Origin of the sequence: Streptomyces novaecaesareae, from assembly GCF_000716875.1 — a bacterium.
Lineage (GTDB): Bacteria > Actinomycetota > Actinomycetes > Streptomycetales > Streptomycetaceae > Kitasatospora > Kitasatospora novaecaesareae.
In genome coordinates this window covers 46,188-70,003 of the sequence record NZ_JNWQ01000085.1, presented here as the reverse complement: position 1 = coordinate 70,003, position 23,816 = coordinate 46,188, and the positions used below count along the sequence as shown (strand labels likewise).

17 protein-coding genes and 2 tRNA genes are annotated in these 23,816 nt (G+C 72.8%); 9 read left to right on the top strand and 10 right to left on the bottom strand.

Features of this window, described 5'->3' with window-relative positions:
• Window positions 1-66 precede the first annotated feature (66 nt).
• The gene (locus OP86_RS26765; protein ID WP_078589446.1) at window positions 67-1,860 is read right to left on the bottom strand and encodes a putative bifunctional diguanylate cyclase/phosphodiesterase; all 1,794 of its coding nucleotides are present in this window, start codon (window positions 1,858-1,860) and stop codon (window positions 67-69) included.
• Between the two features lie 684 nt (window positions 1,861-2,544).
• Window positions 2,545-2,970, bottom strand: coding sequence for an OsmC family protein (locus OP86_RS26760; RefSeq protein WP_030060241.1), 426 nt, complete (start codon window positions 2,968-2,970; stop codon window positions 2,545-2,547).
• A gap of 305 nt (window positions 2,971-3,275) precedes the next feature.
• Here OP86_RS26760 and OP86_RS26755 point away from each other — a divergent pair, with 305 nt between their 5' ends.
• Window positions 3,276-3,611 carry a chorismate mutase gene (locus OP86_RS26755; RefSeq protein ID WP_030060240.1) on the top strand — a complete coding sequence of 112 codons (336 nt, stop codon included), beginning with the start codon at window positions 3,276-3,278 and terminating at the stop codon, window positions 3,609-3,611.
• Between the two features lie 429 nt (window positions 3,612-4,040).
• Window positions 4,041-4,649 carry a signal peptidase I gene (lepB, locus tag OP86_RS26750; protein ID WP_051830710.1) on the top strand — a complete coding sequence of 203 codons (609 nt, stop codon included), beginning with the start codon at window positions 4,041-4,043 and terminating at the stop codon, window positions 4,647-4,649.
• Here the strand turns inward: lepB and OP86_RS26745 are convergent.
• The 3 genes from OP86_RS26745 to OP86_RS26735 form a co-directional block, all read right to left on the bottom strand.
• Window positions 4,612-5,712, bottom strand: coding sequence for an EamA family transporter (locus tag OP86_RS26745; protein ID WP_078589433.1), 1,101 nt, complete (start codon window positions 5,710-5,712; stop codon window positions 4,612-4,614). The two genes, lepB and OP86_RS26745, sit on opposite strands and share 38 nt — an antisense overlap.
• Window positions 5,713-5,798: 86 nt before the next feature.
• Window positions 5,799-8,228 carry a transglycosylase domain-containing protein gene (locus OP86_RS26740; RefSeq protein ID WP_051830708.1) on the bottom strand — a complete coding sequence of 810 codons (2,430 nt, stop codon included), beginning with the start codon at window positions 8,226-8,228 and terminating at the stop codon, window positions 5,799-5,801.
• 245 nt (window positions 8,229-8,473) lie between these two features.
• Window positions 8,474-8,547 (bottom strand) — tRNA-Lys (locus OP86_RS26735).
• Between the two features lie 122 nt (window positions 8,548-8,669).
• On the opposite strand from OP86_RS26735, the gene OP86_RS33980 reads away from it, so the two are divergent.
• Window positions 8,670-9,782 carry an alpha/beta fold hydrolase gene (locus OP86_RS33980; protein WP_342447799.1) on the top strand — a complete coding sequence of 371 codons (1,113 nt, stop codon included), beginning with the start codon at window positions 8,670-8,672 and terminating at the stop codon, window positions 9,780-9,782.
• On the opposite strand, the gene OP86_RS26730 is transcribed toward OP86_RS33980, so the two are convergent.
• The 4 genes from OP86_RS26730 to OP86_RS26715 all read right to left on the bottom strand — a co-directional run bounded on the left by OP86_RS26730 (window position 9,748) and on the right by OP86_RS26715 (window position 13,962).
• A tRNA-Lys gene (locus OP86_RS26730) sits at window positions 9,748-9,821 on the bottom strand. The genes OP86_RS33980 and OP86_RS26730 overlap by 35 nt on opposite strands.
• A gap of 60 nt (window positions 9,822-9,881) precedes the next feature.
• Window positions 9,882-11,966: an ABC transporter ATP-binding protein gene (locus tag OP86_RS26725; RefSeq protein ID WP_030260366.1), complete on the bottom strand. Its 2,085-nt coding sequence runs from the start codon at window positions 11,964-11,966 to the stop codon at window positions 9,882-9,884.
• Between the two features lie 69 nt (window positions 11,967-12,035).
• Window positions 12,036-12,965, bottom strand: a complete 930-nt coding sequence (locus OP86_RS26720; protein WP_051830706.1) for an ABC transporter permease — start codon at window positions 12,963-12,965, stop codon at window positions 12,036-12,038.
• A 16-nt stretch (window positions 12,966-12,981) separates the two neighbouring features.
• Complete coding sequence (locus tag OP86_RS26715; protein ID WP_030060231.1) at window positions 12,982-13,962, bottom strand: ABC transporter permease; 981 nt, start codon at window positions 13,960-13,962, stop codon at window positions 12,982-12,984.
• Between the two features lie 373 nt (window positions 13,963-14,335).
• Here OP86_RS26715 and OP86_RS26710 point away from each other — a divergent pair, with 373 nt between their 5' ends.
• Together OP86_RS26710 and OP86_RS26705 are read left to right on the top strand one after the other, a co-directional pair.
• Complete coding sequence (locus tag OP86_RS26710) at window positions 14,336-16,042, top strand: ABC transporter family substrate-binding protein (protein WP_030060230.1); 1,707 nt, start codon at window positions 14,336-14,338, stop codon at window positions 16,040-16,042.
• Between the two features lie 472 nt (window positions 16,043-16,514).
• Entirely contained in the window at window positions 16,515-17,744 is a 1,230-nt protein-coding gene (locus tag OP86_RS26705) for a low temperature requirement protein A (RefSeq protein ID WP_051830704.1), read from the top strand.
• Here the strand turns inward: OP86_RS26705 and OP86_RS26700 are convergent.
• Window positions 17,741-18,715 carry a LysR family transcriptional regulator gene (locus OP86_RS26700; protein ID WP_234435093.1) on the bottom strand — a complete coding sequence of 325 codons (975 nt, stop codon included), beginning with the start codon at window positions 18,713-18,715 and terminating at the stop codon, window positions 17,741-17,743. The two genes, OP86_RS26705 and OP86_RS26700, sit on opposite strands and share 4 nt — an antisense overlap.
• Window positions 18,716-19,042: 327 nt before the next feature.
• On the opposite strand from OP86_RS26700, the gene snpA (OP86_RS26695) reads away from it, so the two are divergent.
• The 4 genes from snpA (OP86_RS26695) to OP86_RS26680 all read left to right on the top strand — a co-directional run bounded on the left by snpA (OP86_RS26695) (window position 19,043) and on the right by OP86_RS26680 (window position 23,672).
• Window positions 19,043-19,693, top strand: coding sequence for a snapalysin (snpA, locus tag OP86_RS26695; RefSeq protein ID WP_030060226.1), 651 nt, complete (start codon window positions 19,043-19,045; stop codon window positions 19,691-19,693).
• Between the two features lie 315 nt (window positions 19,694-20,008).
• Window positions 20,009-20,635, top strand: coding sequence for a snapalysin (gene snpA / locus OP86_RS26690; RefSeq protein WP_199815236.1), 627 nt, complete (start codon window positions 20,009-20,011; stop codon window positions 20,633-20,635).
• Between the two features lie 120 nt (window positions 20,636-20,755).
• Window positions 20,756-21,415 (top strand): pentapeptide repeat-containing protein, encoded by a 660-nt coding sequence (locus OP86_RS26685; RefSeq protein ID WP_030060224.1) that lies wholly within the window; start codon window positions 20,756-20,758, stop codon window positions 21,413-21,415.
• 199 nt (window positions 21,416-21,614) lie between these two features.
• Window positions 21,615-23,672: a phosphocholine-specific phospholipase C gene (locus OP86_RS26680; RefSeq protein ID WP_030260359.1), complete on the top strand. Its 2,058-nt coding sequence runs from the start codon at window positions 21,615-21,617 to the stop codon at window positions 23,670-23,672.
• Window positions 23,673-23,816: the final 144 nt, after the last annotated feature.

Here is a 23,816-nt window from a genome sequence, read left to right as displayed (position 1 = left end):
CGTCGCCCGCCCGCCGTCGCCGCGCTCACCCGTACGACCCTCCGCCCCCGCCCTCCCGCCGAGCGTCTACCGCCCGTCGAGGGCGGGGCGGCCTTCACGGAGTATGGCCGCGACCAGTGCCGCCTCGCCCGGCCGGGCGAAGTACCAGCCCTGGGCGGTGTCGCAGCCGGTGAGCCGCAGGCGTTCGGCCTGCGCGGCGCTCTCGATGCCCTCGGCCGTGACGGTCAGGCCGAGGGTGTGGGCCAGCTGCACCATCGCGCCGACGATCTGCTCGTCGGCGTCGCTGCGGCGGGTGCCGAGTTCGGGGCGGCCGCGGCGGTCCGCCGGGTCCGCGGGGGCCGGGTCGCGGAAGCCCTCGATGAAGGTGCCGTCGAGTTTGAGGACGTGCACCGGCAGCCGGGAGAGGTAGGCCAGGTTGGAGTAGCCCGTGCCGAAGTCGTCGATGGCGATCCGCACGCCCATGTCGGCGAGCGCCTGCAGGGCCTGCAGGGGGCGCCCGCCGGGGCCGAGCAGGGCGCTCTCGGTGATCTCCAGTTGGAGCAGCCGGGCCGGCAGCCCGGTGCGTTCGAGGGCCCGGGCGACGTCGGCGACGACGTCGGAGTCCCAGATCTGGCGGGCGGCCAGGTTGACGCTCACGAAGGTCTCGGTGTCCGGGAACTCGGTGAGCCACTGCTGCGCCTGTCGGCAGGACTCCTCCAGCACCCACCTCCCGAGCGGCACGATCGCGCCGGACTCCTCGGCGAGCGGGATGAAGCGGTCGGGGGAGAGCGTCCCGTAGCGGGGGTGGCGCCAGCGGACCAGTGCCTCGGCGCCGTGCACCGCGCCGTCGGCCAGGCCGACCAGCGGCTGGTACTCGATGGTGAACTCACCGCGTTCCAGGGCCGGTCGCAGCGCGGTGGTGAGCAGTTGGCGGGTGAGCTGGTGGGCGCCGCGGTCCGGGTCGTAGAGGGTCCAGCGGGCGCGGCCGTCGGCCTTGGACCAGTAGAGCGTGGCGTCGGCGTCCTTGACCAGGTCGGTCGGGGTGGTCTCGTGCACGGACCGCTCGACCACGCCCACGCTGGCGGTGATCACCAGTCGGTGCCCGGCGACGTCGAAGGGACGTTCCAGCGCCTCCAGGATCCGGCCGGCCAGCCCGGTCAGCTGTTCGCTGCCCAGGCTGTCGGTGACCAGGACGGCGAACTCGTCCCCGCCCATCCGGGCGACCAGGTGGGCGTCCCGCCCGGAGAACCCGCGCCGCAGTCGGGTGGCGACGGCGATCAGCAACTGGTCGCCGATGTGGTGGCCGAGGGCCTCGTTGATCGCCGCGAAGCCGTCGAGGTCCAGGTAGCAGACGCCGACCCGGCGCCCGTCGCCGGTGGCCGGGCCCGGCCCGGGCTCCTCGGTCACGGCGAGGCAGGCGGCGTCGAGCCGTTCGAAGAAGTAGGTGCGGTTGGGCAGGCGGGTCAGCGGGTCGTGCAGGGCCTGGTACTCCAGGCGGTCGCCGAGCCGGCGCTGCTCGGTGATGTCCTCGACCAGGGCGAGGGTGTAGAGCGGTTGTCCGGCGCCGTCCCGGATCAGCGAGACGGTGACCTTGCTCCAGACCTCGTGGCCCTCGCGGTGCTTGAGCGGTTTCTCCACGCGGAACCGTTCCCGCTCCCCGTGGACGAGTTCGGCGAAGAGCCGGTCCGGCATGCCCTCCGGGTCGATGATCTCGTACAGGCGGGTGCGGACCAGTTCGCCGACGCCGCGTCCGATCAGGGCGGCGAAGGCGGGGTTGACCTCGATGATCCGGTCCTCGGGGTCGATCAGGGCCATCCCGATGACCGCGTCGCAGAAGGCGGCCCGGAACCGGGATTCGCTGGCCAGCAGGGCAGCCAGCATCCGATCGGCGCCGCTGCCCGCCGACCCCGCCCCGCCCACCGCCGACCCAGGCCCGCCGCCCGCCGAGTCGGGCCCGCCGTCCTCCGTACCGGCTCCCTCCGCCCGGCCCCGGCGCGTGCCGTCGGTGAGTGGGGCCGAGCAGGTGGGGCAGAGCAGCACCTCGGGCTCCTGCAGCGTCCGGCAGGCGCCGAGGGCGGTGACGGATCCCGCGGCCGGGCCGAGGAGCGGCGCGGCGAGGTGGCGGTGGTGTGGTGTTTCCTCGTGCCGCACGCCCGGGTGGTGTGCGTCGGCCCCCTCGTTCTGGCCCGGCACGGCATGCTCCCGTCCGCTGCTGACGCTTGACGATGGTCCGGCCGGTCAGTCGGGACCCGGCAGCCGGCTCCGCACTCTGTCGGGGTCCTCGGAGTCGGTCCGCTGCGGGACGCCCGCCGGGGGGCGTTGTCGCGCGGGGACCCGCGTGAAGAACAGGGCGCTGCGGCCGATCATAGGCCGCGACGACAACGCGCGGTGACCGCCGCGAGGGTGATTCGCCCGCTTTGTGATCATGGGTGGCGGTACGTGTGGACGCCCCTGGTGTACATCACATGATGTGCACCAGGGGCGCGCGCGCCGAAGGCGCGCCCCCGGGCGCCGGTTGCGCGCCGGGAGCGACCGGGGGCGGAGGGGCGACCGGGCGGGGGCGCCTCAGGCGAGGTTGGCCGTGAGGGTGATGGTGGTGCCGGTCAGGGCCTGGCTGACCGGGCAGTTGGCCTTGGCGTCCTCGGCGGCCTTGACGAAGCCCGCCTGGTCGAGGCCGGGCACGTTGCCGGTGACGGTCAGGTGGATGCCGGTGATGCCCTCGCCCGGTTGGAAGGTGACGTCGGCCTGGGTGTCCAGTGTGGTGGGTGGGGTGCCGGCACCGGCCAGGCCGTGCGACAGGGCCATCGAGAAGCAGGCCGAGTGGGCGGCGGCGATCAGCTCCTCGGGGCTGGTCTTGCCGTTGGGCTGCTCGGCGCGGGCCGGCCAGGACACCGGGAACGTGCCGATCCCGGACGAGCCGAAGGTCGTCTCGCCCTTCCCGTGGATGAGGTCGCCCTCCCAGGCCGTACGGGCGGTGCGGGTGGTTGCCACGATCGGTACCTCCATTACTGGGGGACAGCTGAGCGGTCACTTCCGGTCATGCACGCACCAGACTACGGGCAGCCCCCTCCGCGGCCGCGGTGTCACGCCGTGCCGGACGGCTCGGTGGCGCCGGGCTCGGGGTACCGGGTGCCGGGGCGCGCTCAGGGACGCTCGGGCGCGCTCGGGGCTGTCCGGATCGTGGACGGATCCGTGCGACGGTGCGGGGCCCGAGCAGGGGCCCTGTTAGATTTGCCCGGGCCCGAGCCCGGCCGCCGTACGGCCGGGCGCCCACCCAGACACCGGGAGCCGCCCCGATGACGGACCACTCCACGACCCCTGACGCCGGCCTGTCCGAGGGGATCGACGACGCCGTACGGGCGGAGCTGACCAGCCTGCGCGAGAGCATCGACAACATCGACGCCGCGGTGGTCCACATGCTGGCCGAGCGCTTCAAGGCGACCCAGCGGGTGGGCCGGCTCAAGGCCGAGCACAAGCTGCCGCCGGCCGACCCGGCGCGCGAGCGGGACCAGATCAAGCGGCTCCGGGAGCTGGCCGCCGGGGCGAAGCTGGACCCGGTCTTCGCGGAGAAGTTCCTGAACTTCATCATTGCCGAGGTCATCCGCCACCACGAGGCCATCGCCCGCGCCTGACGGTCGAGCGGCGGGGCACGGAGTGGCGGTGGAGCGAGCGGGCACGCCCGCCCGCGCAGCCCCGGCTCGCCGAGCCCCCTCCCGCCGAGCCCCCTCCCGCGCAGCCCCCGGTGCGGGGTGTGGCGGCCCGGATGTCGGTGGCGGCTAAATGCCCGATTTCGTCAGGCTCCACGGTTGGCGTAGCGTGCAGGTTTCCCCAGCCGGAGAGGTGGAGCAGCGACGATGGCGGTGAACCTGCCCGAAACGCCCAGCGAAACGTCCAGCGGAACTCCCGGCGGCCGGGCCGAGGCCCGGCGCAGGGCCCGTGGTTCGCGCGGTCGCCGCGACGGTCGCGCCGGTGGCTCCGGAGGGCCGGGCCGTTCCGGGGGTGCGGGCCGTGCGGGCCGCTCCGGTCGCCGCCCCCGGCCGTGGTGGATCGAGCTGCCGGCGATGGTCGCGGTCGGCCTGGTGGTCGCGCTGCTGATCAAGACCTGCCTGTTCCAGGTGTTCTCCATCCCCTCCGGCTCGATGGAGAACACCCTGCGGATCGGCGACCGGGTCGGCGTGAACAAGCTGGCGCCGCTGACCGGTTGGGAGCCGGAGCCGGGGCAGCCGGTGGTGTTCAAGGACCCGGGTGGCTGGCTGCCGCCGCAGCCCACCGACCCGAACCCGTTCACCAACGCCGTGAGCTCGGTGCTCAGCTTCGTCGGGCTGGTGCCGCCGAAGGACGACAACTACCTGGTCAAGCGGGTCATCGCGACCGGCGGCCAGACCGTGCAGTGCGAGGGCACCACCCTGACCGTCGACGGGCGGAAGGTGGACGAGCCGTACCTGCACCCCGGCGACGACTCCTGTGCGGGCCTGGACTTCGGGCCGGTGAAGGTGCCCTCGGGCTACGTCTGGGTCGAGGGCGACCACCGCAGTGACTCGGCGGACTCCCGCTACCACCAGCGCGGCCCCGGCGGCGGCGCGGTGCCGGTGGGCAACGTGGTCGGCCCGGTGTCGGCCGTCGTGTGGCCGCTCAATCACCTCGACTGGTTCGGCTGGACCGGCCGCTGACCCCGCGCTCGGCGGCCACCCGCTCCCGGTCCTCCCGGTCCTCCGGTTCCGAGACGGCCGCCACGGCCGGCACCTCCGTGGCCGGCACCTCCGTGGCCGGCACCTCCGCGACGGGCACCTCCGTGGCCGGCTCCGCCGCCGGCTTGCTCGCCTGCGCCGCGAAGGCCCCGGTCAGTACCAGCAGACCGCCGACGATCTGCGGAAGTCCCAGGTGCTCGCCGAGCAGCACCCAGGCCAGCACGGTGGCGACGACCGCCTCCAGGTTGGCCACCACCCCGGCGACCGGCGGCGAGAGGTGGCCGACGGCGACCACGCCGGTCAGGTAGGCGAGCACGGTCGCGACCAGGACCATCCAGGCGGCCGGGACGAACGCGGGCAGGCTGTGCCCGTTCATCACCACGTCGCCGCCGAGCGGGCTCCAGTCGGCCTGCCACGGCCGGGTGATGGCGGTGAGCAGGACGGCGCCGATGAGCAGCCCGTACGCGCTGACGGCCAGCGGGTCCACGGGGCGTTCGCCCCGGCGGCCGGCGTCGGCGAGGACGAAGTAGCCGACCTGGCAGCAGGCCGCGCCGAGGGCGAACAGCACGCCGAGGGCGTCGAAGCTCAGGCCGTTCCAGACCTCGACCACGCAGGCGAGACCGGCCACCGCGACGCCGGCGCCGACGGCCGCGCCCCGGGTGATCGGCTTGCGCTGGACGAACTTGACGTAGCCGATCAGCAGCGGCGGCCCGAGGTACTCGATGAGCAGGGCCACGCCGACGGGGATGCGGGAGATCGCCGCGAAGTAGCAGGCCTGGACGCCCGCCACGGCGAGCAGGCCGAAGCCGAGGAGCAGGCCGGGGCGGCGCAGTACGGCGTCCCGGTGCCGGTAGGCGATCGGCAGGAGGGCGACGGCCGCGCCGGTGACCCGCAGCCACACCACGTGCAGCGGGGAGAGTCCGGCTTCGATCAGCGGTTTGGCCGCGGTGCCGGAGCCGCCGAAGGCGAAGGCGGAGACCAGGGCGAGGCCGAGGCCGAGGGTTCTGCCCGAGGGGAGGGTGGGTGAGGCCGTTGATCTGTGCACCGACGCATTGTGACAGTCATATCGATGCTTCTGTAAGGCGCCATTCCGTCATTTGGTCCTGCACCCAACTGTGCGCAGCGGCGCAATCACCCGCCCTGGACAGCCCCGCCCTGGACAGCCCCGGCCGCCGTCCCGCCCGTGGGCTGGGTGGTCGGCTGGGTGGTCGGGACCGTCGTCGGCTGCGTGGTCGGCGTCGGCCGGGGGGTGGGCCGGGTGGTCGGCTTGGACGTGGGTGGGGTGGTCGGCTGCGTGGTCGGGGGAGCGGTCGGCGCCGTGGTCGGCCCGCCGCCGGTGCCGCCGGACGGCGTGCCGGAGCCGGACCCGTCGCCCGGGGCGGTGGCGCCGCTGCTCGGACCGCCGGTGGCTGCGCCCGTCGACGGGGTGCCGCTCGGCGTGCTCGGGGCGGTCGGCAGGTCGGTGGCGCCCGAGTAGTCGCCGCCGTCGGCCGGGGTCGGGAAGTCGGTGGTCGGCTGGCCCTTGAGCGCGGCCTTCATGTAGGCGGTCCAGATCTGCGCCGGGAACTGCCCGCCCGCCGCGCCGTCGATCCCGCCGACGCCGCTCAGGCTGACCTGGGCACCGGTGCCCGGGTCCTGGCCGAACAGGGCGACCGAGGTGACCAGCTCGGGGGTGTAGCCGACGAACCAGACCGACTTCTGGTCATCGGTGGTGCCGGTCTTGCCCGCCACCGGGCGGCCCAGCCCCTTGGCTCGCCAGCCGGTGCCGCCCGGGTCGCTCACCACGCCCTGGAGCATCGAGGTGACCTGGTTGGCGGTGTCCGCGCTGATCGCCTGGGTGGTCCTGTGTGCGGGCAGTGACACGGCCTCGCCCTCGCGGTCCACCGACTGCACCAGCCACGGGGTGATCTGCTTGCCGCCGTTGTCCAGCGTGGCGTACACGCCCGCCATGTCGAGCACGCTCGGGGTGGCCGCGCCCAGCGGGATGGAGGGCACCGGGTCGAGCCCCGGGGTGTTGCCGGGCAGGCCCAGCGCGATGCCGGTGTCCTTGACCTTCTGCAGCCCGGTGTCCTGCGCGAGCTGGGCGAACACGGAGTTCACCGACTTGTCGATGGCCTGCTGCAGGGTGATCTGGCCGTAGCTGACGTCGCCCTCGTTCGGCGGCGCGTACGGGGTGCCCTTGCCGCCGCGGACCTTCCGGCCGCTGGTGCCGTCGTACACCGTGTGCGGGGTGACGGTGCGGCCGTCCTGGGTCTTGGCGCCGTTCTCGAACGCGGCGGCCAGGGCGATCGCCTTGAAGGTCGAGCCGGCCTGGTAGTCGCGCCGGGTCGCGTTGTCCACGTAGTGCTTCACGTAGTCGACGCCGCCGTACAGGGCGACGATCGCGCCGGTCTTCGGGTCCACGGAGACGGCGCCGGCCTGGGCGGCCGCGTCCTTCTTCCGCTTGTCCGGGTTCAGGGTGTCGTGTAGCTGCGCCTGGACGGAGTCCTGCAGGGCCTGCTGGCGGCCCGGGTCGATGCTCAGCTTGATCGTGTAGCCGCCCTTGGCCAGCTCGGTCTCGTTGATGACCCCGTTCGAGGTGAGGTACTGGGTGGCCGCGTCCACCAGGTAGCCGGCCTGGCCGGACAGGCCCGGGTTGGGCTGCGGGTCCCGGACGTCCGGGAAGGCGGTCTTGGCCCGCTCGTCGGCGGAGAGCCACCCCTCCTTGACCATGCCGTCCAGTACGTAGTTCCAGCGGTTGACGGCGTTCTGCTTGCCCGCCGCGGTCGCGGTGGCCACGTCGTAGGCGCTCGGCGCGTTCAGCAGGGTGGCCAGGTAGGCGCCCTGCGCGGGGTTGAGTGCCGAGGCGTCGATGCCGAAGTACGCCTGGGCGGCGGCCTGGATGCCGTAGGCACCGCGGCCGTAGTAGGAGGTGTTCAGGTAGCCGGAGAGGATGTCGTCCTTGCTCTCGGTGGCGTCCACCTTGATGGCGATGAAGAGTTCCTTCACCTTGCGGGTGATCGACTGCTTCTGGTTCAGGTACGTGTTCTTCACGTACTGCTGCGTGATGGTGGAGCCGCCCTGGGTGCCCTCGCCCTTGGCGGTGTTGACGGCCGCCCGGGCCAGGCCCTGGATGTTGACCGCGCCCTCGTTGTAGAAGTTCCGGTCCTCGGCGGCCAGCGCGGCGTGCTGCGCGGCGGGGGAGACCTTGTCCAGGGTGACGTTCTGCCGGTTGGTCTGGCCGGTGCGGGTGATCACCGAGCCGTCGGAGTAGAGCCAGGTGTTGCTCTGCGCGGTCGCGGCGGCGTGCGCGTCCGGGACCTTCACCAGCGTGACCCCCAGCGCGAACAGGCCGATGCCGAGCAGCAGTGCCGAGGCGAAGCCGAGCAGGGTCATCCGCCAGGTGGGTATCAGCCGGCGCCAGCCGGTGCGCTTCGGGCGGCGCGGCTTCCCGCCGCCGGACCCGCCGGACCCGCCGGCCGTGCCGGCCGTGCCGACCGCGCCGGTGGGGCGCTTGAGCCGCTTGACCGGCCGGAGACTGATCGAGGGCGTGCGACGGCCGCTCTGGGCGTTTCGGGACAAAGCGCGGCCTTTCCTGCGGGCGGACCGAAGCAGCCTGCACGGATGGGGGGAGACATCGGCGGGAGGGGAGACATCGGCGATTGGGGACCTTTGTCCCGATTCCGGTTCTACTGCCCTGGACGAGCAGAGCGGGCCGGATGGCTCCGGCGGATCGCCAATCGAGACCGACATCACACACAAATCGGACTTCGAGGGCCAAAAAATCGGGGAGCCCCTCGCTGCTGCGAGAGGCTCCCCGGTGTCTGTGCGCCGCCAGGGACTCGAACCCCGGACCCGCTGATTAAGAGTCAGCTGCTCTAACCAACTGAGCTAGCGGCGCCTGCTGACCTGGAAAACAATACACGGTCCCGAGGGGTGCCTCGAACCACCCCGGTCGCCGCTGCCCGATCCGCCCCTTTCCTTCCGGTTGGGGTTGAGTTCGCCGCTGGTTAGGGTGGAACCGTGCCCAGCCCCCAGCCAGGACACCGTGCCGCGCGGACGACGGTCGCCGCCCTGCTGCTGCTCGGCGCGCTGGCCGTCCTCGCGCTGGGCGTCGCCCGGGCAGCCAGGGCACCCCGCCCGAACACGTCGGACGAACCAGATGAACCGGATGAGCCGTACGGGCCGGAACGGCACCGCACGGCCTCCGACGCCCCCGACGGCCCCGGCGTCCGGGCGCGCTTCCTGCGCATCGACGGCGTCCCGCTGCACGTCCGCACCGAGGGCAGCGGCCCGCCCTGCCTGCTCACCGGCGGCCTCGGCAGCAGCTGGTTCGACTGGGACCTGGTCGTCCCCTTCCTCACGCCCTACCGCACCGTGGTCCGCTTCGACCGGCCGGGTTACGGGCTGAGCGCCGCCGAGCCCGCCACCGGGCGGCCCGCCCCGACGACGGCCGGCGAGGCCGACCGGATCCGGGCGGTGCTGGACGGCCTCGGGCTGCGCGAGCCCTGCACCGTCGTCGGGCACTCGCTGGCCGGCTTCCACGTCGAGGCCTTCGCCCGGTTGCACCCAGAGCGGACCGCCGGGCTGGTCCTGGTCGACGGCAGCGTCGAGCCGGCGGCCCGGCCGTACCCGGCGCCCGCGGCGCGCGACCTGGCGGTCCGGGCGGTGGCCGGCGCCGCGACCGCCCTCGCCGTGCCCTACCTGCTCGGCCCGACCGTCCGCCGGGTGACGGCCCGGCTGTCCACCGTCCGCCACGAGGACCTCGCCCCGGAGCCGCTGGTCCGGCACTGCTACCGCACCGGGCGGGCCCTGCGGGCGATGCTGCGGGAGAACGCGCGCTACCTCGACCTGGCGGCCGAGCTGGACGGGCTGCGGCGCACCCGGCCGCTGCCCGAGGACCTGCCGGTCACCGTGCTGGCCGCCGACGACGGCTGCCGCACCCGCCGCACCGAGTCCTGGCTGGCCGGGCAGCGGGAACTCGCGGCCCTGCTCGGCGCCGACTTCCGCACCACCGCCCCGGCCGGGCACCTGGTGATGTTCGACCGCCCGGACGCGGTGGCCTCGGCCGTCCTGTCGCAAGGGGCCTTCCGGCTGTCTGTGCGCCGCCAGGGACTCGAACCCCGGACCCGCTGATTAAGAGTCAGCTGCTCTAACCAACTGAGCTAGCGGCGCTTGCTGACGTCGAAGACATTACACGGCGCCGCCCCGATCCACCGAATCGTATTCGGGTGATCACCTCCCGTGATCGTCCGCAGGTGGTTCCGGGTGGTGGCAGGCCGCCTGGTGGTCCGTCCCCGGCGCGCCGTCGAGGGCGGGCCGCTCCTGCTCGCAGCGGGCGCGGTCCGCCGGGTCGGTGAGCCCGGCGTAGCGCGGGCAGCGGGCGCGGAAGGGGCAGCCGGTGCGGCGTTCGGTGGGGGAGGGCGGGTCGCCGGCGAGCAGGATGCGGTCGCGGTCGCGGTCGCGTTCGGCGGCGGGGTCGGGGAGCGGGATGGCGGAGAGCAGGGCGCGGGTGTACGGGTGTCTGGGGCGGTCGAAGACGGCGGAGACCTCGCCCTGTTCGACGGTCCGGCCGAGGTACATCACGCTGACCCGGTCGGCGAGGTGTCGGATCACCGAGAGGTCGTGCGAGACGAACAGGTAGGAGAGTCCGAGTTCCGCCTTGAGGGACTGCAGCAGGTTGAGCACTCCGGCCTGGATGGAGACGTCCAGTGCCGAGACCGGTTCGTCCAGGACCAGCAGTCGCGGCCGGACGGCGAGTGCCCGGGCGATCGAGACGCGCTGGCGCTGGCCGCCGGAGAACTGGTGCGGGTAGCGGACGGCGTGCTCGGGGTCGAGGCCGACCTGGCGCAGCAGTTCGGGCACCCGGCGGGCGATCTCCTCGCGCGGGGTGTGCTGGGCGAGCAGGGGTTCGGCGACGATGCCGCCGATCGGCATCCGGGGGTCGAGGCTGGCCATCGGGTCCTGGAAGACGATCTGCAGTTCGGCGCGGAGCCGGTGGGCCTCGGCGCGGGTGAGCTTCGCGGTGTCCCGGCCGAGCAGTTCGATCCGGCCGGTCTCCGGGGCGCCGAGCTTGAGCAGTTCGAACAGGGTGGTGGATTTGCCGGAGCCGGACTCCCCGACCAGGCCGAGGGTCTCGCCCTCGCGCAGGTCCAGGTCGACGCCGTCGACCGCGTACACCTCGCCGACCTTGCGTTTGAAGACCGTGCCCTTGAGGAGCGGAAACGTTTTGCCGAGGCCGCTCACCGTCAGGACCGGCGTCAGGGCGGAGCGGTCACCGGAGCCGGCGGGGGCGGGCAGCTCCGGAACGGGGTAGACCTCGGACGGCGCGGGCCGCCGCGCGGCGAGCTCCGCCGACCGTACGCACGCCGCCAGATGGCCGTCCGCGCCCTCCAGCGCGGGCTCCGTCACCGAGCAGCGCTCCTCCGCCAGCGGGCAGCGCGCCGCGAACGGGCAGCCCGGCGGCAGCTCGGCCATCGGGGCCGGGGCGCCGGGGATCGGCACCAGCGGACCGCCGCGCCCGTCCAGCCGGGGCAGCGCGCCGATCAGGCCGAGTGAGTAGGGGTGGCGCGGAGCCGCGAACAGCTCGTCCACCTCCGCGGTCTCGACCACCCGCCCGGCGTACATCACCGCGACCCGGTCGGCCGTCCCGGCGATCACCCCGAGGTCGTGGCTGACCAGGACCAGGGCGGCGCCGGTCTCCCGCCGGGCGGTGCGCAGCACGTCCAGCACCTGGGCCTGGATGGTGACGTCGAGCGCGGTGGTGGGCTCGTCGGCGAGCAGGATGTCGGGCTCGTTGGCGACGGCCATCGCGATCATCGCGCGCTGACGCATGCCGCCGGAGAACTCGTGCGGGAAGCTGTCCAGGGCCCGGTCGGGCGCCGGGATGCCGACCAGGTCGAGGAGTTCGGCGGCCCGGCGGCGCGCGGTGGCCTTGTCCACCCGCTGGTGGATGCGGACCGCCTCGGCGATCTGGTCGCCGATCCGGTAGACCGGGGTGAAGGCGGAGAGCGGGTCCTGGAAGACCATGGCGATCCGGCGGCCGCGGATCGCCGCGAGCTCCTTGCCCGGCAGCCCGACCAGCTCCCGCCCGTCCAGCCGCACCGAGCCGCCGACGCGGGCCGTGCCGGGCAGCAGCCCGAGCACGGACAGCGCGGTGACGGACTTCCCGGAGCCGGACTCGCCGACGATGCCGAGGGTCTCGCCCCGGTGCAGGGTGAGGTCCACCCCGCGGACGGCGGGGACCGGGCCGTCGGGCCCGGCGAAGTCCACCCGGAGGTCCCGGACGGCGAGCAGCGGGGTTTCGACGGTGGTGGTCACGGGCGGCGCTTCCTACGGGAACGGACGGTGGCGGTCACGGGCGCTTCCTACGGGAACGGACAGTGGCGGTCACGGGCGGCGCTTCCTACGGGAACGGCGGGGCCGGGCCCCGGAGGTCGGGTCGAGGGCGTCGCGCAGCCCGTCCCCGATCAGGTTGACGGCGAGGACGAACAGCACCAGCAGGCCCGCGGCGAAGTAGAACAGCCAGGGGAACACCGGGGCTTCGCTGGTCCCGGCCGCGAGCAGGGTGCCGAGCGAGACGTCCGGCGGCTTGACGCCGAAGCCGAAGTAGGAGAGCGCGGTCTCGCTCATCACGGCGCCGCCGACCGCGATGGTGGCGTCGATGATGAGGAAGGAGGCGACGTTCGGCAGGATGTGCCGGCTGATGATCCGCAGTGGTCGCACGCCCATGAACCGTGCGGCGCGGACGAATTCGCGTTCGCGCAGGGAGATGGTCATCGAGCGGACCACCCGGGCGGTGATCATCCAGTTGAACAGCGCGAGCAGCAGCACGAAGGCGATCCAGCCGGCGCTCTTCAGCCGGGCCGAGACGATGGTGATGATCAGGAACGACGGGAAGACCAGCAGCAGGTCCACCAGGAACATCAGCGTCCGGTCGGCCCAGCCACCGAAGTAGCCGGCGCAGGCGCCGACCACGGAGGCCAGCACGGTGGAGAACAGGGCCACCAGCAGGCCGATGATCAGTGACTTCTGCAGCCCGCGGACGGTCTGCGCGAAGACGTCCTGGCCGACCCCGTTGGTGCCGAACCAGTGCTCGGCGGACGGGGGTTGGTGCAGTGCGGAGAAGTCGGGCGCGGCGTAGTCCCAGGGCGTGAGGTACGGCCCGCCGAAGGCGAGCGCGAACAGCAGCAGGACGATCACGGCCCCGACGACGGCCCCGCGGGCGGCGAGCAGCCGGGCGAGGACGAGCCGCCCGCGGCCGGTCGCCCGGGGTGCGGCGGTGGCCGAGGGGGAGGGCTCGGCGACGGTGGTGGTCATCTCGGGTCTCCTCCGGTCAGGACCGCACGCGCGGGTCGAGGGCGGCGTGCAGGGTGTCGGCGAGGAAGCCGGAGGCGAGGACGACGGCGGCGGTGAACAGGTTGATCGCCACCACCGAGTTGACGTCCTGTTCGTTGATCGACTGGATCAGCCACTCGCCCATGCCGTGCCAGCCGAAGATCGTCTCGGTGAAGATCGCGCCGGTGAAGATGCCCAGGAAGCTGTAGGCGAACATCGTCGACATCGGGATCACGGCGGTGCGCAGCCCGTGCTTCAGCAGCGCTCGCCCGCGGGTGAGGCCCTTGGCCTCGGCGGTGCGCAGGTAGTCCGAGCCGAGCACGTCGAGCATGGTGCCGCGCTGGTAGCGGCTGTAGGTGGCGAGGCCGCCGAGGGCCAGCGAGATGGTGGGCAGCAGCAGGTGCAGCGCCCAGTCGGCCAGGTGGGTGCCGAGGCCGCCGGTGAGCCCGGGGGTCTCGTAGCCGGTGAAGGGGATCACGTCGTGGCCGGCCGCGTCCTTGGCGGCGATGGCGCCGTTCTTGAGGAACAGCGCGACCAGGAAGACCGGTGTGGAGAGCAGGACGAAGGAGAGCACGGTGAGCAGCCGGTCGGAGATCCGGTACTGGCGGACGGCGCTCCACGCCCCGACGGCGACGCCGAGGAGCATGCCGAGCACGCTGCCGAGCAGCAGCAGCCGCAGTGAGACCCAGACCCGGCGGCCGAAGTCGTCGGTGACCGGGGTGTCGTGGATGGTCCGGCCGAGGTCGCCGTGCAGCAGCCCGCCGGCCCAGTGGCCGAAGCGCTCGGCGACCGGGGTGCGGTCGTTCAGGTTGAGCGCGGTGAGTTGGCGCTCGACCGACTCGGCGGACGGGCGGGGGACCTTGGCGTCGAAGTAAGTGCGCGGCTGCAGGGCGGTCGCGGATATCGCGTACGCCAGGAAGACGGCGGCGATCAGCAGCACCGCGTAGTAGCTCAGCCGCTTCGCCAGGTAGCGGAGCATCAACGGCCGCCCGGGGTGGGGGCTTGGCCGACGCGTCTGGTGGGCATCGGGGTGGTGGCCTTCGGTCGGGGCCCGGTGGTGGGCATTGGACGGCGGTCGGGGCGTCGGATGGCGGTCAGGGCATCGGGTGGCGGGGCGTGCGCGGCGGTTCGGGAAAGCGCAGGTCAGAGTGAAGCACCGTGGCGCGGCCGGGGTGTTGCGGTGGTATTGCCGCGTGTGACTTCTGGATCAGGTGTGCGCTCCTCCCCCTGGTGGCGGATCTGATCCGCTGTTACGTTCTGCTCGCTGGTGCCGACTTGGCTGCCCACGCTCAAGCCTCGCCACACCTCGCGCGGCACAACTCCCGTACCGAAGACCTCACCAGGGGGACCTCATGGACGCTTCCACCACGGCCCGCCGTCTCGGCCGGGCGGCCGCCCTCGCCGTCGCCGTCGCGCTCGCGGTCACCGCGTGCACCTCGGGCGGGGGCGGTTCGGGCGGCGACGTGGCCAAGAGCGAGCCGCCCAGACAGGACTCCCAGGACATCAACGCCAAGCCGCTGGAGCAGGTCAAGGACGGCGGCGAGGTGCGCTTCGCGCTGGACCAGTGGATCACCCAGTGGAACCCGCTCCAGGTGGACGGCGGCTCCTACACCGACACGGTGAACCTCGTCCGCGCCCTGGAGCCCTCGCTGTTCGGCACCGACGCCTCCGGCACCTTCCAGCCGAACCCGGACTACCTGGTGGAGGCCGAGGTCACCTCGACCTCGCCGCAGGTGGTCACGTACAAGCTGAACCCCAAGGCCAAGTGGTCGGACGGCAAGCCGCTGAGCTACCTGGACTTCAAGGCGGACTGGCAGGCGAGCAACGGCAAGGACCCGGCGTACAACGGCTACGACCCGTCCGGCTACGAGCTGATCTCCGCGGTCGAGCAGGGCGCCGACCCGGGCGAGGTGAAGGTCACCTTCTCGGAGCCGTACGCGGACTGGCAGAACCTGTTCCGCCCGCTGGTCCCCGCGGCCGGCATCTCCACCCCGGACGACTTCAACAAGGGGTGGGTGGAGAAGGTCCCGATCACCGCGGGGCCGCTGAAGATCGGCGTGGCCGACAAGACCGCGCAGACCATCACCTTCGTCCCGGACCCGGCCTGGTGGGGCACCCGGGCCAAGCTCGACAAGATCACCTTCCGGGTGATGGACAAGGCCGCGAGCATCCAGGCGTACCTCAACAACGAGATCGACCTCGCCTCGGCCGGTACCGCCACCGCGTACGGGCAGCTCAAGGGCGCCAAGGACACCGTGATCCGGGCCGCCAGCCCGTGGGACGAGGTGCACATCTCCTTCGGCGGCACCGGCGCGCTGGCCGACCAGCGGGTGCGTCAGGCGCTGGGCAAGGCGATCGACCGCTCGGCGCTGATCAAGATCGCCAACAACGGGGTGCCGGTGGAGTTCAAGCCGCTCGGCAACCACATCATCATGCCCAACCAGACCGGCTACCAGGACAACTCCGGCGACTGGGCCACGTTCGACCTGGCGGCGGCGAAGAAGCTGCTGGACGAGGCCGGCTGGAAGGAGGCCGGCAGCGGCCAGCCGCGCACCAAGGACGGGCAGCAGCTGGAGCTGCACTGGGTGCTCAGCGACGGCACCGCGCAGGCCCAGGTCGACCTCGCCACCGCGGCGGCCGCGATGTGGCAGACGGCCGGGGTCAAGGTCGACCTGGACAAGGTCGCCGCCAACGACTACTTCGCCAAGTACGTGACCCCGGGCAAGTTCGACATCGCGAGCTGGCGCAACACCGACTCCTTCCCGAACTCCAAGGCCCTCGCCAACTTCCGCCTGCCGGTGGGCGACAACACCTTCAGCAACCCGTCCCGCCTGGGCACCCCGGAGATCGACGGCCTGCTGAAGAAGGCGGCCGGGACGGTCGACCCGGCGGAGGCCGCGAAGCTCTACAACCAGGCGGACGCGAAGATCTGGGAGCTCGGCCACACCGTCGAGCTCTACCAGCGGCCCGCCGTGGTGGCGGTTCGCAAGGGCCTCGCCAACTACGGTGCCTTCGGCCTCGCCCAGGAGGACTACAGCAAGGTCGGCTGGGAGAAGTAGCGGCCGCGGACGGCACCGGGCGGGCCGCACGGCAGGCGCTGGCGAGCAGCGCGGTGATCACGAGGCCGGTGGCGCGGACACGGGAAGGTCGGCTCTGCCGCCCCCGCTGTCCCGCCACCCGCCTTGACCTTCCGCGTTGCCCGCAGGCCGCCCGTGTCATGGGCCCCGCAGGGCCCGCTGTCATGGGCCCCGCAGGGCCCGCGCTCTTCCAACCGGGGACGAATCTAGCGGCGCGTTCCGGCGCCCCGCGGCGCAGCGCGCGGGGCGCGCCCGGAAACCCGCCGGGCTGTCACCCGGTTCGCGCACCGCAGCGTCAACTACGGCTGACGGCAAGGAGAAAAGGGACATCCAGGGACATCGCGACCCGGGGCCGTACGGGGTTCCCGGGCCGCGCCGGTGCGTGCGCCGGGCCCGGGCCACTGCCAGGATGCGCGGGACGACCAGCCCCTCCCGACCCCCCGGAGCAGCTCCGATGGCCAGTGATCCCGCCGCCGCGGCATCCCGTACGCGCCACCACGTCGACCCGCTGCCGGTCCGTCGGATGGTCCCGCGCGACCGCCACGAGCCGCACCGGGTCGCCACCCCGCTGGAGCTCTTCTTCGACCTCTGCTTCGTGGTCGCGGTCGGCCAGGCGGGGCGCGAACTGGCCCACTCCCTCGCCGCCGGGCACTACGGGGAGGGCCTGCGCGGCTACGTGCTGGCCTTCTTCGCGATCTGGTGGGCCTGGATGAACTTCACCTGGTTCGCCTCCGCCTACGACTGCGACGACGTGCCGTACCGGCTCACCACGCTGGTGCAGATCGCCGGGGTGCTGATCCTCGCCGCCGGGGTGCCGCGGCTGTTCGCCACCCAGGACATGGCGCTGTCGATCACCGGGTACGTGGTGATGCGCCTGGCGATGGTGACCCAGTGGCTGCGCGCGGCGGCCAGTGAGCAGGGCGAGGCGCGCCGGGTCGCGCTGCGCTACGCGCTGGGGATCACCCTCTGCCAGGCCGGCTGGGTGGTCCTGCTGTTCCTGCCGCACGGCGCACGTCCGTACGTCATCCCGATCGGCGCGCTGTGCGAGCTGGCCGTGCCGGTGATCGCCGAGCTGCGGACCCAGACCTCCTGGCACCCGCACCACATCGCCGAGCGGTACGGGCTGTTCACCCTGATCGTGCTCGGCGAGACGGTGGCGGCGGCGACCGTCGCGGTGCAGTCGGCGGTGGACGAGCACGAGGGGCTGGGCCGGCTGGTGCCGGTGGCGGTCGGCGGCCTGCTGATCTGCTTCGCCGCCTGGTGGATCTACTTCGCCCGGCCCGTCCACGAGCACCTGCGCTCCAACCGGCAGGCCTTCGCCTGGGGTTACGGGCACTACCTGGTGTTCGGCTCGGCGGCGGCGATCGGCGCCGGGCTGGAGGTGGCGGTGGAGTCGGCCGCGCACAAGGCGGAGATCTCCGAGCGGGCCGCCACCGCGACGGTCACCGTGCCCACGGCGGTCTACCTGGTCACGGTCTGGTTCCTGCACGCCCGGCACACCAAGCGGGGCGCGGCCGCCCAGGCGGTGGCGCCGACCGGAGCCGTCCTGGTGCTGGCCTGCACCGCGTTCGGCGGCCCCGGGGTGCTCGCGGCGGGCCTGGTCTGCGCGCTGATGGTGGCGGTGGGGGTGCTGATCCACGGCCGGGAGAGCCGGGCCTCGATCCGGGCCTCGATCCAGGCTTAGCCCCGCCCCAGCAGCAACGGTTGGTGCCGCGCCAGCCAGGCCAGGTAGGCCGGGTTGACCTTGGCCAGATCCAGGTAGGCGGCGCGCAGTTCGCCGTACAGCGCGTCCAGTGCGGGCGGGCTGAGCGCGCGCGGGCGCCAGGTGAAGAGCAGCCGGACGGCCAGCGGGTCCCCGTGCACCGGGCGGACGACCGTGCCGGGCCCGGGCGGTGCGGTCGGCTGGCAGGGGCGGACGGCCTCGCCGGAGGCGACCAGCTCGGCGGCGGTGGCGTTGTCCCGCACCTGCAGCACCCGGGGGTTGAGCCCGGCCCCGGTGAACACCCGGCGCATCGCCGCGTACTCGTGGTCGGCACTCGGGTCGACCATCCAGGTGTCCCCGGCGAGGTCGGTGAGGTGGACGACCGGGCGGGCGGCGGCCGGGTGTCCGGCGGCGAGTTCGACGAACTGCGGCTCACGGTCCATCAGCACCCGCTGCTCGGCCTCGGCCGGCACCCGCAGCGGGAAGCCCTCGCTCTCGTACACGAAGGCCACGTCCAGCTGGTCGGCGGCGACCATCCGCAGCAGTGCGCTGGCGGAGATGTCCACGTGGATGGTGGTGTCGGTGTCCGGCAGCCGCTCGTGCACCCGGCGCAGCCAGGCGGCGACCGCCCGGCTGCCGACGCTGCCGATGCGCAGCCGGCGCTGCCGGCCGGGCCCGGTCGCGTCGCGGGCCTCCTGGCGGGCGGCGGCCACCAGCGCGGCCATCTCGGTGATCACCGGCCGGGCGCGGGAGAGCACCGAGTGGCCGAGCGCGGTCGGTCGGCTGCCGGTCTGCTCGCGGGTGAACAGGGTGCCGCCGATGGCCCGTTCGATGCGGTGCAGCTGGGTGGTGAGGGAGGGCTGGGTCATGCCGAGTCGGAGCGCGGCCTTGCGGAGGCTGCCGGTGTCGGCGATCGCGCACAGCACCCGGAGGTGTCTCACGTCGAGCTCCACGTCCGGGAGCATAGACGCAGCCGAGCCGCCTCGCCAAGGACATGACATTCAATCAAGGGTGGTACGGCGAACGCGAGGCGAACGCGCAGCGGCGTGCGGCAGGCCGTAGGCACAGGCCGTACGGCGGGGCACTCTGCAGATCACCGCCGGTATGCGGCGGTGCTATCGCCGGTTGACATCATCCGCGACGGGCCCGGTCGGGTCGAAGCTCGGGGGCAGCAACCCGCCCCGGCCACCGGCCGAGGCGGCCCCCACCGTGCGCCGCCGCCGTTGCCCGGCCCCCACCGGCCCCGGCGAGCCGGCGCACCGCGAATCCGGAGCCCCCACATGAAGCGATCCGTGCTGTCCGCCGCCCTGGGCCTCGCCCTCGCGGCCGGCCTCGCGACCTTGCCCGCCACCACCGCCGTCGCCGCGCCGGCCGCCCAGGCCGCCCCGGCCATCCAGGGCTACATCCCGGCGGCGTACGCCGGTTCGGCCGCGGAGACCGCGAACAACCGGGCCTTCTTCCAGGCCGTGGTGGCCTCGGTCAAGGCCAAGCGGGCCGCCAACCCGTGGCTGCAGACCGTGACCGTCACCTACGACACCGCCAACGCGCCCTCCTTCACCAGCCAGATAGCCAGCGCCGCGCAGATCTGGAACGGCTCGGTGCGCAACGTCCGGCTCCAGGAGACCGGCGGCAACGGCGACTTCTCGTACTACGAGGGCAGCGACAGCCAGGGCTCCTACGCCAGCACCGACGGGCACGGCCACGGCTACGTCTTCCTCGACTACCAGCAGAACCAGGAATACGACTCGGTGCGCGTCACCACCCACGAGACCGGCCACGTGCTCGGCCTGCCTGACCACTACTCCGGCCCGTGCAGCGAACTGATGTCGGGCGGCGGCCCCGGCCCCTCCTGCACCAACCCCTACCCCGACGCCAACGAGCGCAGCCAGGTCGACTACCTCTGGGCGAACGGCCTTGCGGCAGTGAACTGAGGAGCCCCGTAGCCGAGTTGTGGCGCGGCGGACCGCCCGGCCGGAATCGGGCGGCCCGCCGCTCCGGGTACTTCCCCGCTCGGGAGCCTAGCCGCCACCGGAACGGAATGCCAGGGGCACGGTTGGGTCAAGGCCGGGAAAAGACAGCCCGAATCGGCGGCACGGCACGGGTATTGCACGGAGCTATCGCGGGTTGACATCATCCGCCCGCCCGCCGGGCTGCCCGAAGCTCTGGGGACATCACCCGTTGACCAGGTGTCCCCCAGGGCCGGTCCCCAACCGGCCACGGCACCACAGGAATCGGAGCACCCCCACATGAAGCGATCCGTGCTGTCCGCCACCCTCGGCCTCGCCCTCGCGGCCGGCCTCGCCGTGCTGCCCACCACCGCCGCCGCCGCCGCGGCACCGGCCGCCCCGGCCGCCCAGGGCTACACCGCCGCGACGTACGCCGGCTCGGCCGCGGAGACCGCGGACAACCAGGCCTTCTTCCAGGCCGTGATGGCCTCCGCCAAGGCCAAGCAGGCCGCCAACCCCGGCCTGGCCACCGTCGTGGTCACCTACGACGCCAGCTCGGCCCCGACCTTCCGCAACCAGATATCCCAGGCCGCGCAGATCTGGAACGGCTCGGTCTCCAACGTCCAGCTGCGCTCCGGCTCGGCCGCCGACTTCAGCTACTACGAGGGCAACGACAGCCGCGGCTCCTACGCCAGCACCGACGGGCACGGGCGCGGCTACATCTTCCTCGACTACCAGCAGAACCGGCAGTACAACTCGGTGCGGGTGACCGCCCACGAGACCGGGCACGTGCTCGGCCTGCCGGACCACTACTCCGGCCCGTGCAGCGAGCTGATGTCGGGCGGCGGCCCCGGCACCTCCTGCACCAACCCCTACCCGAACAGCACCGAGCGCAGCCGCGTCAACTCCCTGTGGGCGCGCGGCTGACACGCCCCTGACCCCCGGCCCGGCTGCACACCGCTGCGGCCGGGCCGCGGAGCGTGTGCCACGGAACTGTCAGTGCCGCGTGCGAGCATGCGGGGCGAGACCGTCCCGAAAGGTTCCGCCATGCCCCGTTCCGCCCCCGACCGGCTCACCGACCTGCCGTACGCCGAGCTGCTGCGCCCGCACACCGGGCCGCTGCGCAGCGACGCGCGGTACGACACCGCGCACTTCGACGGCGGCGAGCACACCGACGAGTCGGGCGCCGGTGCGGCCTTCCTGGAGTGCGCCTTCACCGGCGTCGCACTCAGCGGCGTCAAGCTGCGCCAGGCCCGCTTCAACGAGGTGTGGGTGCAGGCCGGCCGCTGGGTGGCCTGCGACCTCAGCGACACCGAGTGGCAGGACAGCTCCTTCGTCGGCGGCGTGCTGGCCGGGGTTGCCGGGTACGGTTCGGCGCTGCGCCGCGTGGTGTTCCGCGGCTGCAAGCTGGAGGCGGTCAACCTGCGGGCGGCCGTCCTGCGGGACGTGGTCTTCGAGGACTGCCTGCTGCGCGACGTGGACTTCGGCGAGGCGAAGCTGACCGGGGTGTCCTTCCCCGGCTCGACGCTGGAGGAGGTCCGGCTGCGCGGGGCGACCCTGAGCAAGACCGACCTGCGCGGCGCCGTCCGGCTCGGCCTGGCCGACGGCCACCAGGGGTTGCGCGGCGCGGTGATCAGCTCCACCCAGCTGCTGGAACTGGCACCCCAGTTCGCCCAGGCGCTGGGCATCGACGTGAAGGACCGCTGACCACCTCCCGTCTCCGTCCCTCCCCGGCGTTTCCGTCCTGCGTTCAGCCCGGCGTCGTTCGGTGACCCCCGGACGAACAGTCCGCCAAACCTGGTGCACGCATCTGGTGGCCCGCTCCACGCGCGGTGGAGACTTCTCCGCGATCGATGAGCCCCGACTTGTGTACACAACATCGCCAGTGAAGGGACGGGTTGGGCTGATGGCCGAGCTGAGTCGCAGGAAGTTCGTCACGCTGTCCGGGGCCGCCGCGGCCGGCCTCGCCGTTGCCGGCACCGGCACGGCGGGAGCCGCCCCGAGTGCGGCCTCCAGCACGGGGCTCAGTGCCACGGGCACCATGACCGACGTGCAGCACGTGGTGATCCTGATGCAGGAGAACCGCAGCTTCGACCACTACTTCGGCATGCTGCGCGGTGTGCGCGGCTTCGCCGACCGCAGCGCCATCCAGATCGCCGGCGGCTACAGCGTCTTCAACCAGCCCAACGGCCTGTTCAGCCGCCAGTACCCGTGGCAGTTCAGCCAGACCAAGCCGGCCGGCGGCGCCGACCCCGAGCGCCTCGCCCAATGTAATGGGGATCTCTCCCACGGGTGGAGTGATCAGCACAGCGCGTGGAACAGCGGCAAGATGGACAACTGGGTCGCCGCCAAGGGCAACGTCCGCACCCTCGGCTTCCTCACCCGCCAGGACATCCCGTTCCACTACGCGCTGGCCGAGAACTGGACCGTCTGCGACGCCTACCACTGCTCGGTGCTCAGCGCGACCGGCCCCAACCGCACCTACCACTGGTCCGGCCAGATCGACCCGGCCGGCACCGCGGGCGGCCCGGCCTACGACGGCGGCGACGAGAAGGGCCTGCGCTGGCAGACCTACGCCGAGGCGCTGGAAGGTGCCGGGGTCAGCTGGAAGGTCTACCAGAACGCCGCCGACAACTACGGCGACAACGCGTTGGCCTACTTCAGCCAGTTCTCGGGCGCCCCGGCCGGCAGCCCGCTGGCCGTCAAGGGCATGGGCTCGGTGCCCAAGGTCACCGGCCGGACCCCGGACGACATCGCCGCCGCGATCAAGGCCGACGTACTGAACGGCACCCTCCCGCAGGTGAGTTGGATCGTCCCCGACCAGGCCTCCTCCGAGCACCCGTACGCCACCCCGGCCGACGGCGCGCACTTCGTCCACATGGTGATCGACGCGCTCAACGCCGACCCGAACGTCTTCAACTCCTCCGTCCTGTTCATCAACTACGACGAGAACGACGGCTTCTTCGACCACGTCCCGCCGCCGGTCGCCCCGGCCGGCACCCCGGGCGAGTTCTACAACGGCACCAACATCGGCCTCGGCTTCCGCGTGCCGCTGATCGCCGTCTCGCCCTGGACCCGCGGCGGCTGGGTCAACTCCGAGACCTTCGACCACACCTCGGTGCTGCGCTTCCTGGAGACCTGGACGGCCGCCCTCGGCACGCCCGCGCAGTGCGTGAACATCAGCGACTGGCGCCGGCGCGTCTGCGGCGACCTCACCAGCGTGTTCGACTTCGCCAACCCGGTGTACGGCCTGCCCGCGCTGCCCGACACCTCCCAGACCATCGGCCTGTCCGCGTGCGGCCCGCTGCCCAACCCGGCCCCGGTCAACAACCAGCTGCCGGTGCAGGAGTCCGGCACCCGCCCCGCGCGAGCCCTGCCTTACCAGCCGAACGCCAACCTGGACCACCTGGAGTTCGGCTCGGCCGGGGTGATGAAGGTCTGGATCGGCATGGCCAACGGGGGCACCAAGACCTCGCACTTCGCGGCGTACGCCAACGCCTACCGCAGTGGCGGCCCCTGGCAGTACACGGTGGACCCGGGCGGCAGCACCAGCGACTTCTTCAACTGCGGCACCGGCTTCGGCGGCGGCCCCTACGACCTGACGGTGGTCGGCCCCAACCGCTTCCTGCGCCGCTTCAAGGGCGACGCGACGAAGGCGGGCAAGAACGCCGCCGTCACCGCCTCGTACGCCGTCGAGCCGGGCACCGGCAAGCTCGCGGTGTACTTCAAGCTGGCCAACTCCGGTAGCACGCCGATGACTTTCACCATCGCGTCGAACAACTACCGCACGGACGGCCCCTGGACGTACCAGGTCCCCGCCGGCGGCAGCGTCAGCGACTACTTCAACGCGGTCGCCTACACCAACGGCTGGTACGACTTCACCGTGACGGTCGACGCAGACGCCAGCTGGTCCCAGCGCTTCACCGGCCACCTGGAGACGGGCGCCCCCAGCGTCAGCGGCTGACAACCGCACTCGCCGCGCGGATCGCGAGGCCCCACGACCCGCTCCGGGTCGTGGGGCCTCGGGTACGTGCCGGAGGCCGCCGGCCGTTTGGGGCGGCCCGATCGCGTAGGTGGTGAATCCGGCGTGCTCGCCGATCGGGACGAA

Excerpts from the sequence above, each read along its gene's own strand:
- OP86_RS26765 (WP_078589446.1), bottom strand. The coding sequence starts at position 1,860 with ATGCTGGCTGCCCTGCTGGCCAGCGAATCCCGGTTCCGGGCCGCCTTC.
- OP86_RS26755 (WP_030060240.1), top strand. The coding sequence starts at position 3,276 with ATGACGGACCACTCCACGACCCCTGACGCCGGCCTGTCCGAGGGGATC.
- lepB (WP_051830710.1), top strand. The coding sequence starts at position 4,041 with ATGGTCGCGGTCGGCCTGGTGGTCGCGCTGCTGATCAAGACCTGCCTG.
- OP86_RS26720 (WP_051830706.1), bottom strand. The coding sequence starts at position 12,965 with ATGACCACCACCGTCGCCGAGCCCTCCCCCTCGGCCACCGCCGCACCC.
- OP86_RS26715 (WP_030060231.1), bottom strand. The coding sequence starts at position 13,962 with ATGCTCCGCTACCTGGCGAAGCGGCTGAGCTACTACGCGGTGCTGCTG.
- OP86_RS26710 (WP_030060230.1), top strand. The coding sequence starts at position 14,336 with ATGGACGCTTCCACCACGGCCCGCCGTCTCGGCCGGGCGGCCGCCCTC.
- OP86_RS26705 (WP_051830704.1), top strand. The coding sequence starts at position 16,515 with ATGGCCAGTGATCCCGCCGCCGCGGCATCCCGTACGCGCCACCACGTC.
- snpA (WP_030060226.1), top strand. The coding sequence starts at position 19,043 with ATGAAGCGATCCGTGCTGTCCGCCGCCCTGGGCCTCGCCCTCGCGGCC.
- snpA (WP_199815236.1), top strand. The coding sequence starts at position 20,009 with ATGAAGCGATCCGTGCTGTCCGCCACCCTCGGCCTCGCCCTCGCGGCC.
- OP86_RS26685 (WP_030060224.1), top strand. The coding sequence starts at position 20,756 with ATGCCCCGTTCCGCCCCCGACCGGCTCACCGACCTGCCGTACGCCGAG.
- OP86_RS26680 (WP_030260359.1), top strand. The coding sequence starts at position 21,615 with ATGGCCGAGCTGAGTCGCAGGAAGTTCGTCACGCTGTCCGGGGCCGCC.